The following is a 16296-nucleotide window of genomic DNA, read 5'->3' on the forward strand; positions in this document are numbered from 1 at the left end:
TCCCATGGCCCAGCTGACCGCCTCCCACCTGCGACTCGCCTACGACCGCCGCGTCGTCGTCGAGGACCTCGACCTCGCCCTGCCCGAGGGCCGGGTGACGATGATCGTCGGCGCGAACGGCTCGGGGAAGTCCACGCTGCTGCGCGGGCTCTCCCGGCTGCTCCCGCCGCAGAAGGGCCAGGTGCTGCTCGACGGGCAGGACGTCCACGCCCTGCGCGGCAAGGACCTCGCTCGCCGCCTGGGACTGCTCCCGCAGTCGCCGATCGCGCCGGACGGCGTGAGCGTGCGCGAGCTCGTCACGCGCGGCCGCTACCCCCACCAGGGGCTGTTCCCCCAGTGGACCGACGAGGACGAGCAGGCCGTCGCCGAGGCGCTCACCCTCACCCGCACCGAGGAGCTCTCCGACCGCCTGCTCGACGAGCTCTCCGGCGGGCAGCGCCAGCGGGCATGGATCGCCATGGCCCTCGCCCAGCGCACCGACGTGCTGCTGCTCGACGAGCCCACCACCTACCTCGACGTCACGCACCAGCTCGAGGTGCTCGACGTGGTCCGCGAGCTCAACCAGCGCCGCGGCACGACCGTCGGCATCGTGCTCCACGACCTCCAGCTCGCCGCCCGCTACGCCGACCACCTCGTGGCCGTGCGCCAGGGCGCCATCCACTCCCAGGGCAGTCCCGCCGAGGTCATCACGGCGGAGACGGTCCGGGAGGTCTTCGCCCTCAACGCCCTCATCTCGCCCGACCCCGTCACGGGCACCCCGATGGTGCTGCCGCTGACCCGTGAGACGCCCCCCGACTCCCAGGAGGACAGCATGACCGCGACCGAGAGCCCCACCCGATCCGACGCCGCCGTGCGGGTCCCCGCCCTCGAGGCCAGCCCCCAGCTCGCCTTCTCGCTCACCGTCGCCGCCCGGCGGATGGTCGGCGCGAACCTCGTGCGCCTCACCTTCACGAGCCCCGACCTGCGCCACCTCGGCGTGGGCGGGCCGCTGCTGGACGTGCGCGTGAAGCTCATCGTCCCGGCGCCCGGGAGCACCGCGGACCACTTCGCGGCGCTGCGCCCGACGGCCGTCTCCGATCCCTCCGCCTTCGACGGCTGGTACCGCGACTGGCTGCAGGTGGACCCCGCCGAGCGCGGCTGGATGCGCACCTACTCGGTGCGCGCGCTGCGCGGCGCGGGCCACCCCGGGAACGTGGGGCCGGATCCCGAGCTCGACATCGACATGGTCCTGCACCTCGAGGAGCCCGTCGTCGAGGGGACCGGCGTCGCCGCCCGCTGGGCCGCGTCCGCACAGGTGGGCGACGAGATCACGCTGCTGGGCCCGAACACCCACCTGGTGGGCCCCGACTACGGCGGCATCGAGTTCCGCCCCGGCACGGCGCGCCGCCTCCTGCTCGCGGGGGACGAGACGGCGCTGCCGGCGATCTGCGCGGTCATCGAGTCGCTCCCGGAGTCCTTCACCGGTCATGCCCTCATCGAGGTGCCCGACGCGGCCGACGAGCAGCGCGTGCCCACCCGATCCGACGTCGAGATCACGTGGCTCGCCCGCGGCGACGCGCCGCACGGCACCCTGCTGGACCCGGCCGTGCGGACCCTCATCGAGGAGCGGCCCGAGCTCTGTCGGGACTGCACCGTGGGCGTGCCCTCGACCACGGGGGAGTTCGAGGAGGTCGACGTCGACGAGGCGATCCTCTGGGAGACCACCGAGGGCCAGGGGCCGTTCTACGCGTGGCTCGCGGGGGAGGCGAAGGTCATCACGACCCTGCGCCGCCACCTCGTCAAGGAGATCGGCGTGGACCGCAAGCAGGTCTCCTTCATGGGCTACTGGCGCCAGGGCCGCGCCGAGGGCTGAACCCGTCGGTCGCGGCGGCACGGGGACGCGCGAGACTGACCCCATGAGAGCCGTCGTCATCGAGCAGTTCGGGGTGCTCCCCGCCGTCCGCGAGGTCCCCGCGCCCGTCGCCCCCGCCGCGGCGGTCGTGCTCGACGTGGAGGCGACGGGCCTGTGCCGCTCCGACCACCACGCCTTCGCGGGGCACGACGGGGACGTCACGCTGCCGCACGTGCCCGGTCACGAGCTCGTGGGCCGGGTCGCGGCGCTCGGCGAGGGCGTCCGGCGGGTGCGGATCGGCGACCGCGTCACCACGCCCTTCGTCGAGGGCTGCGGCCGCTGCCGCTGGTGCCGCGAGGGCGCCTCCCAGGTGTGCCCGGACCAGACCCAGCCCGGCTTCACGCACGACGGCTCCTGGGCGGAGCAGGTCGTCATCCGCGCCGCGGACCACAACCTCGTGCCGGTCCCCGAGGATCTGCCCGCGGAGGCCGTCGTCACCCTCGGCTGCCGCTTCGCGACGGCCTACCGGGGACTCACGGCCCGGGCCGGCCTGCGGGCGGGGGAGGGCGTCGCGGTGATCGGCTGCGGCGGTGTGGGGCTCTCCGCGGTGATGATCGCGGCGGCGCTCGGGGCGCGCCCGATCGCGGTGGACGTCGACCCGGGCGCGCTCGCGCTCGCCCGCGACCACGGCGCCGAGGTTCTCGTGGACACCTCGGGCCTCGACGCCGCGCAGGCCGCGGCGGCGATCGTCGAGGCCGCGGGCGAGCGCCCCTCCGTGACCGTCGAGGCGCTGGGCCGCGAGCAGACCACCGACGCGGCCCTGCTCGCCCTCGCCCCGCTCGGCCGGCACGTGCAGATCGGCCTGTACGCGGCGCCGCCGCGGCTCGCGATGCCGCGCGTGATCGGGCAGGAGCTGACGGTGCTCGGCAGCCACGGCATGGCCGCCGCGGACTACCCGGGCCTGCTCGCGCTCGTGGTCTCCGGGGCGCTGCGCCCGCAGGACCTCGTCACGCGCACCCTCGACCTCGAGCAGGCGGGGGAGGCGCTGCTCGAGCTCGGGGAGCGCACGCGGCCCGGGGTGACGATCATCCGGCCGTGACCGGCGGGCGGCGCTCCTCCCGGCGCGACCCCGTCCGGCGCTGCTCCTGCCGGAGGTGCTCCATCGCCGCGCGCAGGCTCTCCTCGAGCGGGGTGTGGGTCTCACCGAGCTCCTCGCGGGCGGGGGAGTCGTCCACGAGCCAGGGGGCGGTGAACTGGTAGGTCGCCTCGGCGAGGCGGCGCATGTCCGGGGAGAACAGGCCCATGGCGCGCAGCAGCGTCGTGGGGACCGGCGAGATCCGCGGCGTGTCCTCGCGGCCGATGCTCTCGAGCGCCATCGTGACGAGGCGGCGCTGCGAGACGGCGGGGGCACTCGGCACGTGCCAGGCGCGCCCCTCCATGGCGGGATCGTGCACGGCGCGGGCGAGGAGCCGCCCGAAGTCCGCGGTCGCGGTCCAGGCGTGGGGCAGGTCGGGGTCGCCGAGCGGGCGCACCGTGCGGCTCTCGAGCGCGGGGAGCAGCACGCGATCGCCGCCGTGGGCGTTCGGTCCGGTCGCGGGGCCCACGTAGTCGCTGCCGCGCACCTCGACCGCGCCCGCGATCCGGCCGGTCGCGCGGGCCTCGAGCACCTGCTCCCAGACGATCCGGCGCAGGCGGCCGTTGACCCAGGTGTCCACGAGCGGCTCGTCCTGGCGCATCGGCCCACGGGGACCGCGGGCGTAGGAGTAGAGCGAGCCGGCGAGGACCACGCGGGCCGTGTCGCGCGCGGCGAGGTCGAGGACCTGGGCGATGGCGGGCGGCCAGTCGCGCGGCCAGCGCCCGTAGGGGAAGTTGCAGACCACGAGGACGACGTCCGCCTCCGGCGCGCCGTCGAGGGAGCCGGGGACGGTGACGTCCCCGGCGAACGGCGCGGTGCCGGGCAGGGCGGTCCCGGAGCGGGTGACGAGGGTGACCTCGTCGCCGCGCTCGAGCAGGTGGGGGAGGGTCGCGCGGCCCAGCGGGCCGGCGCCGATGAGGGTGACGCGGGTGGGTGCCATGGGTGCTCCGATCAGGGTGCGAGTCTGGAGTGAACGGTGTTCACGCTCGTGGCGTCGAGTATGGTGAACACTGTTCATCTCGTCAAGGGGGAGTGCCGTGCCGTCCGACAGCAGCCGAGAGGTCATCAGCGCGCCCGCCGCTGCCGAGCGCGGCGGGGGCATGCGCGCGCGCATCCTCGGCGCCGCCCGCGAGGAGCTCGCCGAGGCCGGCCCCGGTGCGCTCTCGGTGCGCTCGATCGCGCGCCGCCTCGGGGTCGCCGCCGGCGGCCTCTACCGCTACGTCGAGGGGCGCGACGACCTGCTCACCGCGCTCGTCGTCGAGGCCTACGAGGGCATCGGCGCCGCCGCCGAGCGTGCCGCGGCCCGGGCGGGGGACGGCGCCGCGGAGGCCTGGGTCGCGGTCTGGCTCGCCGTGCGCGAGCATGCCCTCGAGCGGCCCCACGAGTTCGCGCTCGTCTACGGCACCCCGGTGATCGGCTACGCGGCCCCCGCGCGCACGATCGACGCCGCCACCCGCCTCATCACGGTCCTCGCCCAGCTCGCCGTCGACGCGCGCCCGGGCGGCGACCCCGACCTCGGCGGCCCGTCGGCCCTCGCCGCGCCTCCCGGGACGGGGCTGCGGGAGGACCTCGACCGGGTCCGCGACTGGTCGATCGCGCACCTCGAGGGCGGCGAGCGCATCACCGACGCCGCGGCCCTCGGCGTGCTCCGCGGATGGACCGAGGGCATCGGCACGATCGGCTTCGAGCTGCACGGCCACTACGTCGGATCCGTCGAGCACGGCGCCGCGTACCTCGAGGCGGTCGCCCGCGCCCAGGCGCGGTCCCTCGGCCTGCCCGGGGCCTGATCCGGACCGGTACCCTTCCAGGGTGACTTCCGCGACCGACACCGCCCAGGACGGGCTCGACCTCCCGGGCATGCCCGAGGGTGCGAGCGCCCCGGACGAGGGCCCCACCGATCCCCAGCACCCGCATCCGGGCCAGTGGCGACTGACGCACCTGCAGGTCTCGAACTGGGGCACCTTCCACGGCACCCACGACCTCGCGATCTCGCCCAAGGGCTTCTTCCTCACCGGCGGGCCGGGCACCGGCAAGTCCACGCTCCTGGACGCGATCAGCGCCCTGCTCACGCCCCCGCGCACGCTGCAGTTCAACGCCGCCGCCTCCGATGCCGGCCCGGCGCGCTCGAAGTACCGCCGCACCGTCGCGAGCTACGTGCGCGGCGCCTGGGCGATGCACTACGACCAGGCCACCGGTGAGTTCAGCCAGGAGGTGCTGCGCGACCGCAGCACCCTGTCCGTGGTCACCCTGCGCTTCTCCGACGGCCGCGGCGGGACCGTGCAGCTCTCCCGCCTGCTGCTGCTCCACGCCGGTCACAGCGCGGACAGCGACGTCAAGAGCCTCTACGTCATCGCGCGGCAGCCGCTCGACGTCACGGACCTGCGCCCCTTCGTCTCCACCCAGATCGAGGGCAAGGCGCTCGCCGCGGCGTTCCCCGGCACCGAGACCTACCGGCAGTTCCGCGAGTACCGCGCCGCCTTCTGCCAGCTCCTCGGGATCCCCGACGAGAAGGCGCTCGGCCTGCTGCACAAGATCCAGTCCGCGAAGGAGCTCGGCGACGTCAACGCGCTGCTGCGCGACTACATGCTCGACGAGCCCCGCACCTTCGACCTCGCGGACCAGGCGCTCGCCAACTTCCACAACCTCTCCGAGGTCCACGAGGCCCTCGTGACCGCCCGCGAGCAGCGGGACCTGCTGCGCGGCCTGCGGGAGAACCACACCTCGTGGACCGAGATGCGCCGCCGCGGCGGGGAGCTCGTGGACCGTCGCGCGGACATCGACGTGTTCGCCGCCCAGCACCTCGTGCGCCTGCTCTCCGGCGAGGAGGAGCGGCTCCAGCTGGACCGCGACCGCCTCACCGCGCAGCAGCGCCGGCTCACCCAGGACGTGGCCGAGGCACGCGGGGACCTGTCCCAGCTCAAGGAGCAGCGCAAGCGGGCCGGCGGTGGTGAGATCGACGACTGGAAGCAGCAGATCGCGGGCCTCGAGGTCGAGCGGGAGCGGCGCCGCGAGCGGGCCGCCGAGTTCTCCGCCCAGCTCGCGACCGTCGAGCTGCGCTCCCCGGCCGGCGAGGACACCTTCCTCGCCCTCCAGCGGGAGGTGCAGGCGCTGCGCACCTCCCTCGAGGAGGAGGAGCGCGGGGCCGACGCCGCGCGCTGGGAGGCGGAGGCCGCCGTGCGCGAGCTCGGCACCCAGCTCCAGCGCACCCGGGAGGAGCTCGCCTCGCTGAGCTCCCGCGCCTCGAACCTGCACTCCGAGGACATCGCCCTGCGCGACGCGATCGCGCAGGAGGTCGGGGTCGCCCCCACCGAGCTGCCCTTCGCGGCGGAGCTGCTGCAGGTCAAGGCCGGGGAGGAGGAGTGGACGGCCGCCGCGGAGCAGGCGCTGCGCGGCCTCGCCCGCTCGATCCTCGTGCCGGACCGCGTCTACCGGCAGGTCGCGGCCGTCATCGACCGCACGAGGCTGCGTCGCCGGATCTCCTACAACCGCATCAACACCGACCTCCGTCGGCCCTCCCGCGGGATCGACGAGCGCTCCCTCGCCGCGAAGCTCGACGTCAAGGACGGCGAGTTCCACGCCTGGCTGAGCGGCGAGATCGCCTCCCGCATGGACTACACCTGCGCGGAGGACCTCGAGGAGTTCACGCGGCTGGGCCGCGCGGTGCTGCGCTCGGGCCAGATCAAGCACTCCGCCTCCCGCCACGAGAAGAGCGCGGACCGCCAGATCAACGACCGCTCGCAGTGGGTGCTCGGATTCGACAACCGCGCCAAGCGCTCGGTGTTCGAGGCGGAGCGCACGCGCGCCGAGCAGGCCCTGTTCGAGGCGCAGGCCCGCCGGAAGGACGTCGAGACGGAGGCCGGGCGCCGCCGCGAGCGGCTCTACGCCCTGCAGGCGATCAGCACCGTCTCTTGGGACGACATCGACGCCGCCTCCGTGGCCCGGCGCGTGGCGAACCTGCGGGACATGGTCCGCGCGGCGGAGGACGGCTCCGCGGCGCTCACCGAGCTGGCCCGCCAGATCGACGAGGTCGAGGCGAGCATCGCCGAGAGCGACGAGGAGCTGCTCGAGGTGGTCCGCACCGCCGGCCGTCTCGGCGAGCAGGCCGAGCGCGCCGCGGAGCGCCTCGCCGAGGCCCGCGAGCGCCTCGAGGGCGCGACCCTCGCCCCCGAGGTCGAGGAGGAGCTCTCCGAGCGCTTCGCCGCGATCGCGCCGACGATCGTCCTGTCCACGATCGACCAGGTCACCAAGGACGCCTCCGCGACGCTCGACGCGGAGCTCATGGACCTCACCCGGCGCACCTCGCGCGCGGAGGAGGACATGCGCACCGCGATGCGCGAGTTCGTGCGGCGCTGGCCCGCGCAGGCCGGGGACACGGTCCCGACCCTCGAGGGGGTCGACGATTTCCTCGCGATCCTGCAGCGGATCGAGGAGGAGAAGCTGCCCGAGGTCGAGGACCGCTTCTTCGAGTTCTTCACCGGGAACACGCTCGGGGACGTGCAGGCGCTCGCGACCGCGATCGCGCGCGAGCCCGCGGAGATCCGCAAGCGGCTGCAGCGCATCAACGCCCTGCTCTCGCAGGTGGAGTTCCACTCCGGCCGCTTCCTGCAGCTGTCGATGCGGCCCGTGCACCTCGCCGCGCTCGACGAGTTCCGTGCGGCGCTCGAGGACGCGGTCACGGGCTCCACGCTCAACGACATGAGCCGCGACCGGGACCTCGCCGAGGAGCGCTTCCTCTCGCTGCGCCACCTCATGGACCTCATCGGCGCCGCCCGCACGCGGGACGACCAGGTCTCCCGCGCGATCCTCGACGTGCGCCGCCACGTCCACTTCCACGCCGAGGAGGTCGACGCCGAGGGGACCGTGGTGCACGCGCACGAGTCCGGCGGTCCGCTCTCCGGCGGCCAGAACGAGCGCCTGACGACCTTCTGCCTCGCCGCGGCGCTGCGCTACCAGCTGGCCGGCACCGGCCAGGAGGTCCCGCGCTACGCGCCGATCATCATCGACGAGGCCTTCTCGAAGGGCGCCGGCAAGTTCATCACCGCGGCGATGGAGTCCTTCCGCCACTTCGGCTTCCAGGTGCTGCTCGCGAACCCGGGCAAGAACCCGCAGGCCCTCGCGCCGTTCATCGGTGGCGTGGGCGTGGTCTCGATCCGGCAGGACCGCTACTCGCAGGTGGCGCCCGTCGAGTTCGTGCCGGTCCCCGGGTGAGCCCGGGCGCTCGGGCGCCATGGGGAGAACTCCCCATGGCCCGCCCCGGCCGCCGTCGATACCCTGACCGCTTCCCCCTGCCCGGCGCCGCGCCGGGAGGGGGACGCGGCGCAGCGCCTCCCGGCGCCGGCCAGGAACGGATCACGAACGGAGTCGCCGCATGACGACCGCGCCGAGCACCGTCGGGACCCCTGCGCAGGCCGCGGTGCACGACCGGGTGCGGGAGCTGCTCACGGCGGCGGGCCGCGCGCTGCTCGCCGAGCAGCCCTCGCTCCAGGGCTTCGAGGACGCCCGCCCCGAGCGGGACCGTCCCTCGGGGGAGAGCGCCGAGGGCGCCCCGACCCTCGTGCACGTGAGCGCGCTGCTCGCCGCCCGCCGCGCGCCGGATCCGTCCCCGGCGGCGGCCGACGCGCTCGTCCGCGCGGTGGACGTCGTCGCCCGTCGGCGCCGCTCCGCCCCGGGCACGTCCCGTACTCGCCACGGGATCCGCCACGTCGTGTGGGAGCTCGAGGACGGGGACCGGCTCGAGCTCGTGCTCGGCGTGCGGGCCGCGCTGCGCGTCATCAGCGCGCCGTTCCTGCCCTCTCCCGAGGACGCGGCGCCGACGAGCCCCGCGGGGGAGCTCAGCCCTCGCGCACCGTCGCGCTGATCCTGCTCAGGGCCGCGAGCGGGATGTCGAGCCAGTCCGGCCGGTTCCGGGACTCGTAGAGCGCCTCGTAGGCGGCCTTGTCCGCCTCGAAGGCGGCGAGAAGCGCCCGGGTCGCCGGATCCTGCGGGGGGATGCCGACGCCGGCGAGATAGCCGTCGAGGAAGGCCTCCCGGGCCGCGAGGGCCCAGCCCGCGGCGTCGATGCCGTGCTCGCGGGCGGTGACCGCGGCGGCGTAGTCGAGGCTGCGGAGCATCCCGGCGACGTCCCGGAGCGGGCAGTCCTCCTGGAGCCGCTCGGCGAGCGGTCGCAGCGGCTCGCCCTCGAAGTCCAGCAGCACCCAGCCGCGTCCCGGGGCGGCGAGCACCTGCCCGAGGTGCAGGTCGCCATGGATCCGCTGCATCGCGGGCCAGGGGACCTCCGCCGCGCGTTGCAGCAGGGTCCCGAGCACCTCGACGTGCGCGGCGACGGCCGGCACGGAGGAGGCGACGTCGGTGAGGCGGCCGCGCATCTGCGCGAGCATCCGCCGTGCCTCCGCGTCCCCCGTCGGCACGGTGCCCAGCGCGAGGGCGAGATCCGCATGGACGCGCGCGAGCACCGTGCCGAGCTCGCGGAGGGCGGCCTCGTCGAGCCGGCCGGCGGCGGCCTCGCGCAGCATCGTGCGCCAGGCGTCCTCGACACCCGGCAGGAACTCCTGCGCCACGAGGGCATGGGTGCGCCGATCCCCGAAGGCGATCCGGGCGGAGCCGAGCACCGCCGGCACGTGCGGGCTGCCGGCGGAGGTCAGCGCGGACTGCAGGACCACGTCGGGGTTCTCGCCGTCGCCGAGCAGGCGGAACACCTTGAGGATCACGGGGGTACGGCCGGGCTGCTCGTGGATGAGGGAGGTGTTGGACTGCTCGCCGCTGAGCACCCGGGAGGAGGCGCCGGGCCCGGCCGGCGGTGCCGCCTGCGCCGCCTGCGCCGTCGGCGCGGGGTCCGCGAGCAGCCGCAGCCCGGGGCCCAGGGCGCCCGATCCCTCGGCGAGCACGGCGAGCACGGCGTCCCGGCCCGCCGGGAGCGCGAGCGCGTCGGCGACGGCGACCTCGTCGGTCCTCGTCACGAGCGCGTCCTCGGCCACCTCGGCGTCCGGGTCGAGCAGGGCGAGGGGCACCTGGTAGCGGGCCCGGCCGCCGCGATGGTCGTCGACGGCGAGCACGGTCCACAGCACGGCGACGTCGGCCTGCACGCGCAGCCCGGCCCAGGACTCGACCTCCACGTCGAGGGGCTGGGGAGCGGGGCCTGCGGGGCGGTGCGCGAACCAGCGCCGCGTGGGCAGCCAGGCCCCGAGCGGGTCGCGGAGCCGATCGAGCAGCGTCTCCGGGGTGGGCAGCGAGGTGAGGTCGAGGCGTCCGCGAGCGGCATCGGTGGCGGAGGCGGCGGCCGAGGCGTCCATGCGGCCCATGCTAGGGCGGCGACGGGCCCGCGGCGTGCGCACCCCGCACACCGGTCGGTGCGCGCACGCCGTCCGGCCTCGGCCCGGGCGCCCTTGCTACCCTGGGCCGGTGCTCGATCCGATGCCGTGCTCCCGGTCGTCCGCCCGGCCGCGCGGCGTCCGGCGCGGCCCGCTGGTGCGCGTCGCCGCGACCGCGGGCGCGACGCTGCTGCTGGGCGTCTCCGGGGTCCTCCCGGCCTCCGCGCTCGGCGAGGACGGCACCTTCCCCCTCCCGCTCGAGTCCCCGAGCATCTCCGTGCTGCCGGACGCCGTCACCTCGGTCCCGCTCGACGCGCTGATCGACGACGCGCAGCAGGACCAGCTCGACGAGTCCACCGCGAGCCTGGTGGTGCCCCCGTCCCTCGGGGAGACCGACGCCGCGGCGATGGCGGTCTCCGAGGACGGCCGCACGCTCACCGTCTCGGGGGAGGGGACCTGGTCGCTGCTCGGCACGACCCTCGTCTTCACCCCGGACGACGGCGTCACGGCCCCCACCCTGCCCGTCGCGATCACCGTCGGCAGCATCCACGGCACCCGCTCGGAGCCCGCGGAGCTGAGCCCGACGGTGCTCGACGTCGCCTCCGTCGCGAAGCACTCCGCCGCGGGCGTCGACGTGCCGGTGCCGCTCGGCCTGACGGTGCCCTCGGGCGGCGGGGTCCGGATGACGCTCGACGGCCTGACCGCCCGGTCGAGCCTCTCCTCCGACGGCAGCCGCCTCGTCATCCCCGAGCAGGGCGGCTGGCAGCTCTCCGCGGACGGCTCACGGGTCACCTACTCCCCGGGCTCCACCCGGCTCGGCTACCAGCCCACCCCGGTGCGCTTCGTGGCCCTCGACGCCGAGGGCGCGCCGGTCGGGGCGACGGAGGTCGAGCTGACCGTCCCGATCATCTCGGACCTCAACTGGTCAGCGCCCTACGGCCAGGAGATCCGCTACTCGGTCTCCGAGGGGCAGCAGTACGTGGACCTCTCGACCCTGCGGCTCGAGCCGCCCGAGGGCGGGGAGGGCGTCGAGCTGTCCCAGGACGGCACCCGCGCGGTGGTGCCCGGCCAGGGGGTCTGGACGCTCGACCGCAGCGAGGGGGCGGTGCGCTTCACCCCGGAGAGCGCGGACGTCCACGTCACCGTCCCGATGACGGTCACGGGCACCGACGACCAGGGCAACGACGCGTCCCCCGGGGTGCTCTCGACGGCCTACCCGATCCTCCAGGACCGCTCCCAGGCGGCGACGCCGGGCAGCCCCGTCGTCTTCGACCTCTCCTCGGGGACCCGGGACCTCAGCGCGGACTCCCTCCACCTGGACGAGGCGGCGCTGCCGGGCGGCGCGACGCTCTCCGCGGACGGTCTGACGGCGCAGCTGCCGGGGGTGGGGACCTGGACCCTGGACCTCGACGCGCTGACCCTCACCTTCGAGGCGTCGGAGGAGAGGACAGGGGTGGAGAGTGCGGTGACGGTCGCCGGCACGGGCATCTATGCCGACAACACCGCGACCGGGCTGTTCACGGCGCGGATCGTGGACGCGGTGCCGGTGCTCCGCGACGACGCCGAGCGGACCGGCACGGGCACCCCGCGCACCATCGACGTCCTCGCGAACGACACGGCCGGGACCGCGGCGGCCCCGCTCGTCGCCTCGAGCGTGCGGCTGCGCTCGCTCGACGCGACGAACCTGCAGGACCTCGACCAGTTCACGGGCAAGCGCCTCGTGATCCCGGGCGAGGCCACGTACACGGTCTCGGCCAACGGCTCGATCACCGTCACCCCGGTCCCGGGGTTCACGGGGGCGACGGAGCCGATCGAGTACACGGTCGAGGACGAGGACGGCGTGCCCGCGAGCGCGACCCTCTCGATCGAGGTGGATCCGGGCGGCGCGGTGGTCGACGGCGCCCGCACCGAGCCGAGCGGGATCAACTCGCTGCTGGTGGGTCTCCTGCCGAGCTCGCAGAGCACCTCGGTGGTGTTCGGGACGATCGTGCTGCTGCTGGTCTTCGGCGGCGGGGTGTCCCTCGCGATCGGCCTGCGCATGGAGCGGGACCGCCGCGACTGGGAGGACTGATCAGCCGCAGCCCTCGGGGGTCGCGACCGGCGTCCCGAGCGCCTTCTCCGCGGCGCCGCTGCCGGCGAGGTCGGAGAAGCCGTCACCCAGCAGCAGGTCCACGCTCGCGTCGTCCCGACCGTCGAGCGTGAGCTCCGCCGTGCCGACCTGCGCGAGGACCGACTGCGCGGCGAGATAGCCGGAGGGCCCGTAGACGATCACGGCGGCGCCGGAGGCCTGCGAGGTGTTGCCGACCTTCCCCGCGGTGTAGCCGCGATCGGCGAGGGACTCGGAGACGCGGCCGGCGAGGCCGCTCCGCCCGGTGCCGTTGAGGACGTTCACGGTGACGTCCTCCGGCGCGGCGGGCACCGCCCCCGCCTCGGGGCAGGTCACCTCCGGCTCGGCCCTGCCGAAGGTCTTCGTGGCGATGACGCCCGGGGCGGGGTTCGGTGCGCGCAGCTGTCCGATGGCGTACGCACCCACCCCGAGCAGCAGGACGGCGGCGACGGAGAAGACCGCGATCTGGGTGATGCGGAACCGCCGGGTGCGGCGGGCGCGCAGGTCGCGGCGTCGGACGTCGTCGGCCGAGCGGCCGTAGGGGTGGGCGCGGTGCGGATCGGACATGGCGGCCTCGCGGGGGTCCCGGGTCAGTCCAGCGGGCGGTAGCGGATGCCGAAGGCGTCCAGCCGCGGGAGGTGGGCGCGCAGCCGCTCCTCGAACTCGTCCCAGCTCTGCTCGGGGGAGCCCCAGGCGCGCTCGGCGAGGGCGCACACGCGCGGGAACGCCATGTACTGGACCTGCTCCGCGTCCGGGAGGTACTCGGACCACAGCTGGCCCTGGATGCCGAGGATCAGGCGCTCCTGCTCCTCGGTGATCTTCTTGGGCAGGAGGCGGCCGGTGTAGACGTCCTTGACCGTGGTGAGGCCGCCGATCGCGAGCGGCTCCTCCTCCGGATCGGCCTGGTAGTGGTCGAAGTAGAGCAGGTCCGAGGTGGCCACGATGGTCTGGAAGCCGCGCGAGACGGCCTCGGTGACGCCCGCCGGGCTGCGCCAGTTCATGATGACGGTGTCGTCGGGCAGGTGCGTCTCGAGCACCTCGTCCCAGGCGAGGACCCGCTTGCCGCTCTCGGCGAGGACCTCGGAGGCGAACTGCGTGAAGCGCCCCTGGATCTCGGAGACCCGGGTGAGCCCCCACTCGTTCATGCGGCTGCGGGCCGCGCTCGAGCGCTCCCACTCCCCGCGCGGGACCTCGTCGCCGCCGATGTGCACGTAGGGGGCGGGGAAGATCTCCGCGACCTGCGTGAGCACGTCCCGCACGAAGTCGAAGGCCTCGTCGGAGACGCCGAGCACGTGGTCGGAGATCCCCCAGACCTGGCGCACCTCGAGCTCGCGGTCGGGGACGTTGCCCAGCTGCGGGTAGGCGGCGATCGCGGCCTGCATGTGCCCGGGCAGGTCCACCTCGGGGACGATCATGACGCCGCGGCGGCGGGCGTACTCGACGAGCCCGCGCAGCTCCTCCTGGGTGTAGGAGCCCTCGTGGACGGTCTCGTCGAACTCGAGGCCCTCGGCCATCTCGCCGTGGCGGCCGACGACGGTGCGGGTGCGGCGCGCGCCGATCTCCGTCAGCCGCGGGTAGCCCTTGATCTCGATGCGCCAGCCCTGGTCGTCGGTGAGGTGCAGGTGCAGGACGTTGAGGCGGTGCAGCGCGAGGGCGTCGATCATGGTCTCGACCTCCTCGACCGGCAGGAAGTGCCGGGAGACGTCGAGGTGCAGACCGCGCCAGGCGTACTTCGGGGAGTCGGCGATGGTCACGCAGGGGATCGAGCCGCCCGCGCCGGTGACGATCTGCGCGAAGGTGTTGCGGCCGTCCGCGAGGGCCGCCTCGCTGCCCGCGGTGAGGCTCGCGCCCGAGGGGGAGATCGACAGCGTGTACTCGGTGCGGGGGAGCTCCTCGGACAGGCCCACGGAGAGGCCGTCCCAGGGGTCGGTGGTCTCCCAGGTGCCCGCGCTCCAGATGACCGAGCGGGGGAGCGGGACGAGGGCGATGGGATCCGGCATGGAATTGTCTCCTGAGACGGCGTCGTTCCTGGCGAGAGGCTTCAGTCTGCCACGTCGCGCGCGTCGTCGTGACGACGGCCACACGGTGCGCAACGGGCATGGCGGAGCCCCGGTCGGCGGACCGACCGGGGCTCCGGTCACGGCGTCCTGCTCCTTCCCGGTGACGCGTGCGCGTCGAGCAGGCCGTCGTGGTCCCGAGCGGGCTCGGGGGTCTTGTGGGGCCTCCGCGTCAGCGGTAGGTCACGAAGACGTGGGGGGCGCTCCAGATCGAGCGCTCCATGACCCGCTGGCGCGAGCCCGAGGCGTCGATGATGGTGCCGTTGCCGGCGTAGATGCCGATGTGCCCGTAGTCGTTGCCGGTGAAGGCGACGAGGTCGCCGACCTTCGCCTCGGACTGCGAGATGATCCGGCCGCCGAAGGTGTACCCCTTGGCGGTCTTGCGCGACAGGTCGATGCCGGCCTGGTTGTACGCGTGGTAGACGAGGCCGGAGCAGTCGAAGCCGGTGGACGGGCTGGAGCCGCCCCACGTGTAGCCCACGCCGATCTGCGCGCGGGCGGCGGAGACGATGGCCTGGCCGTCGAAGCTCGAGCCGACCTCGTCACGGCTCGTGCCGCGATCCGAGCCGGAGGAGCCGATGCGGACCCCGCGGTCCAGGGCGGACCAGGTCTTCGGGCCCACGACGGTGTCGACGCGGATCCCGGCGGCGGACTGCAGCGAGCGCACCGCGGAGGCGGTGCCCCTGCCGAAGACGCCGTCGACCTTGAGGCTCGCGCCGGCCTCGTTGAGCGAGGACTGGAGGGTGCGCACGGAGGATCCGCGCGAGCCCTGGCGCAGCAGGGACGAGGAGGAGCCGGACGAGCTCGAGGAGGAGCCGCCCTTCTTCTCGGACCCGTTGAGGGCGGCCCAGGTCTGGGGGCCCACGACGCCGTCCACCTTGATGCCCGCGGAGGACTGGGCGCTCTTGACGGCGCGGAGGGTCCTCGAGCCGAAGACGCCGTCGGCGGAGATGCCGGCGCCCTGGTCGTTGAGGCTCCGCTGGAGGCTCTTCACGGCGTCGCCGCGGGCCCCGAGGCGGAGCTTCACGGAGGAGTAGGACGAGCTGGTGGCCGGAGCGGCGACCGGGGCGGTCACGGCGCTGCGGACGGTGCTCGCGGCCGGTGCCGGGGCGGCCTGGGCGGAGGGTGCGGACTGGAGGGCTCCGGTCGCGGTGACGGCGCCGAGGACGGCGACGCCTCCCACGCCCTTGCCCACCGGGACCGCGAGTCCTCGGTAGTCGATGACGGCACGGCCGGTCGCCCGGTGCGTGCCTCGTGATGCGGTGCGGAACATGTCCGTCGAGCTCCTTCTCCGTCGCCGCACAGGCTTCACCGGCACGGGGGAGCTGCCGGCCTGCGCCCGTCACCCAGGGAAGCGGAGGAAGCGTCCTGGGCGGTGACGGGAAGGCGGCACCCGGGACGGGTGCCCGGTCGAGGCGGCACCGCCACCCACCGTAGGTGGCGTTCTCAGGGTTCCCCCAGGGAGTTTGCGCCGCACGCGACCTTATTTGACGAAGTTTTTACTCAATTTCCTGAATCACCGCCGTGTCGTTCAGTCGAAACGGGCATCGTCATGTTAATCACATCGGTGTCATTCGGTCGCGGTGCGTGGGGCGTGCACGGGATGTGAAGGAGTTGCGGGCGCGCGCTGGGAACGGGCTGACGGCGCTCGGCGGCGGCGTCGGGATCGTGGGGCCGTGGGGCCGGCAGGGTTCCGGGCAACAGGAAGGCCCGGGGCCCGCATCCTCACGGATGCGGGCCCCGGGCCTGGCGGTCGGGGTGACAGGATTTGAACCTGCGACCTCCTCGTCCCGAACGAGGCGCGCTACCAAGCTGCGCCACACCCCGGTGCGGATCCTCGCCTCAGCGAGTCACCGATC

11 protein-coding genes and 1 tRNA gene are annotated in these 16296 nt (G+C 74.6%); 6 read left to right on the forward strand and 6 right to left on the reverse strand.

What is annotated here, in order from left to right:
- Positions 1–4 precede the first annotated feature (4 nt).
- Both NLU66_RS06360 and NLU66_RS06365 read left to right on the forward strand, forming a co-directional pair.
- Positions 5–1852, forward strand: a complete 1848-nt coding sequence (locus tag NLU66_RS06360; RefSeq protein ID WP_259362100.1) for an SIP domain-containing protein — start codon at positions 5–7, stop codon at positions 1850–1852.
- A gap of 43 nt (positions 1853–1895) precedes the next feature.
- The gene (locus NLU66_RS06365) at positions 1896–2930 is read left to right on the forward strand and encodes an alcohol dehydrogenase catalytic domain-containing protein (RefSeq protein ID WP_259362101.1); all 1035 of its coding nucleotides are present in this window, start codon (positions 1896–1898) and stop codon (positions 2928–2930) included.
- Here NLU66_RS06365 and NLU66_RS06370 read toward each other — a convergent pair.
- Positions 2917–3906, reverse strand: a complete 990-nt coding sequence (locus NLU66_RS06370) for an epimerase (RefSeq protein ID WP_259362102.1) — start codon at positions 3904–3906, stop codon at positions 2917–2919. The two genes, NLU66_RS06365 and NLU66_RS06370, sit on opposite strands and share 14 nt — an antisense overlap.
- 97 nt (positions 3907–4003) lie before the next feature.
- Here NLU66_RS06370 and NLU66_RS06375 point away from each other — a divergent pair, with 97 nt between their 5' ends.
- From NLU66_RS06375 to NLU66_RS06385, 3 genes are all read left to right on the forward strand, one after another.
- Positions 4004–4753 carry a TetR/AcrR family transcriptional regulator gene (locus tag NLU66_RS06375; protein ID WP_259362103.1) on the forward strand — a complete coding sequence of 250 codons (750 nt, stop codon included), beginning with the start codon at positions 4004–4006 and terminating at the stop codon, positions 4751–4753.
- Positions 4754–4775: 22 nt separating this feature from the next.
- Entirely contained in the window at positions 4776–8174 is a 3399-nt protein-coding gene (locus tag NLU66_RS06380) for an ATP-binding protein (RefSeq protein ID WP_259362104.1), read from the forward strand.
- Positions 8175–8334: 160 nt separating this feature from the next.
- Positions 8335–8823 carry a hypothetical protein gene (locus NLU66_RS06385; RefSeq protein ID WP_259362105.1) on the forward strand — a complete coding sequence of 163 codons (489 nt, stop codon included), beginning with the start codon at positions 8335–8337 and terminating at the stop codon, positions 8821–8823.
- On the opposite strand, the gene NLU66_RS06390 is transcribed toward NLU66_RS06385, so the two are convergent.
- Entirely contained in the window at positions 8798–10255 is a 1458-nt protein-coding gene (locus NLU66_RS06390; protein WP_259362106.1) for a maltokinase N-terminal cap-like domain-containing protein, read from the reverse strand. The two genes, NLU66_RS06385 and NLU66_RS06390, sit on opposite strands and share 26 nt — an antisense overlap.
- 109 nt (positions 10256–10364) lie before the next feature.
- On the opposite strand from NLU66_RS06390, the gene NLU66_RS06395 reads away from it, so the two are divergent.
- Positions 10365–12344 (forward strand): Ig-like domain-containing protein, encoded by a 1980-nt coding sequence (locus tag NLU66_RS06395; protein ID WP_259362107.1) that lies wholly within the window; start codon positions 10365–10367, stop codon positions 12342–12344.
- Here NLU66_RS06395 and NLU66_RS06400 read toward each other — a convergent pair whose 3' ends face one another.
- The 4 genes from NLU66_RS06400 to NLU66_RS06415 form a co-directional block, all read right to left on the reverse strand.
- Entirely contained in the window at positions 12345–12947 is a 603-nt protein-coding gene (locus NLU66_RS06400; RefSeq protein ID WP_259362108.1) for a LytR C-terminal domain-containing protein, read from the reverse strand. It abuts the gene before it with no gap.
- Between the two features lie 23 nt (positions 12948–12970).
- The gene (locus NLU66_RS06405; RefSeq protein WP_259362109.1) at positions 12971–14380 is read right to left on the reverse strand and encodes a beta-N-acetylhexosaminidase; all 1410 of its coding nucleotides are present in this window, start codon (positions 14378–14380) and stop codon (positions 12971–12973) included.
- A gap of 229 nt (positions 14381–14609) precedes the next feature.
- On the reverse strand, positions 14610–15710 hold the full coding sequence (locus tag NLU66_RS06410; protein ID WP_259362110.1) for a peptidoglycan-binding protein: 1101 nt from the start codon (positions 15708–15710) through the stop codon (positions 14610–14612).
- A 480-nt stretch (positions 15711–16190) separates the two neighbouring features.
- Positions 16191–16264, reverse strand: a tRNA-Pro gene (locus NLU66_RS06415).
- Between the last annotated feature and the right edge of the window lie 32 nt (positions 16265–16296).

The sequence above is a fragment of the Brachybacterium sp. NBEC-018 genome (assembly GCF_024860185.1).
Taxonomy (GTDB): Bacteria; Actinomycetota; Actinomycetes; order Actinomycetales; family Dermabacteraceae; genus Brachybacterium; species Brachybacterium rhamnosum.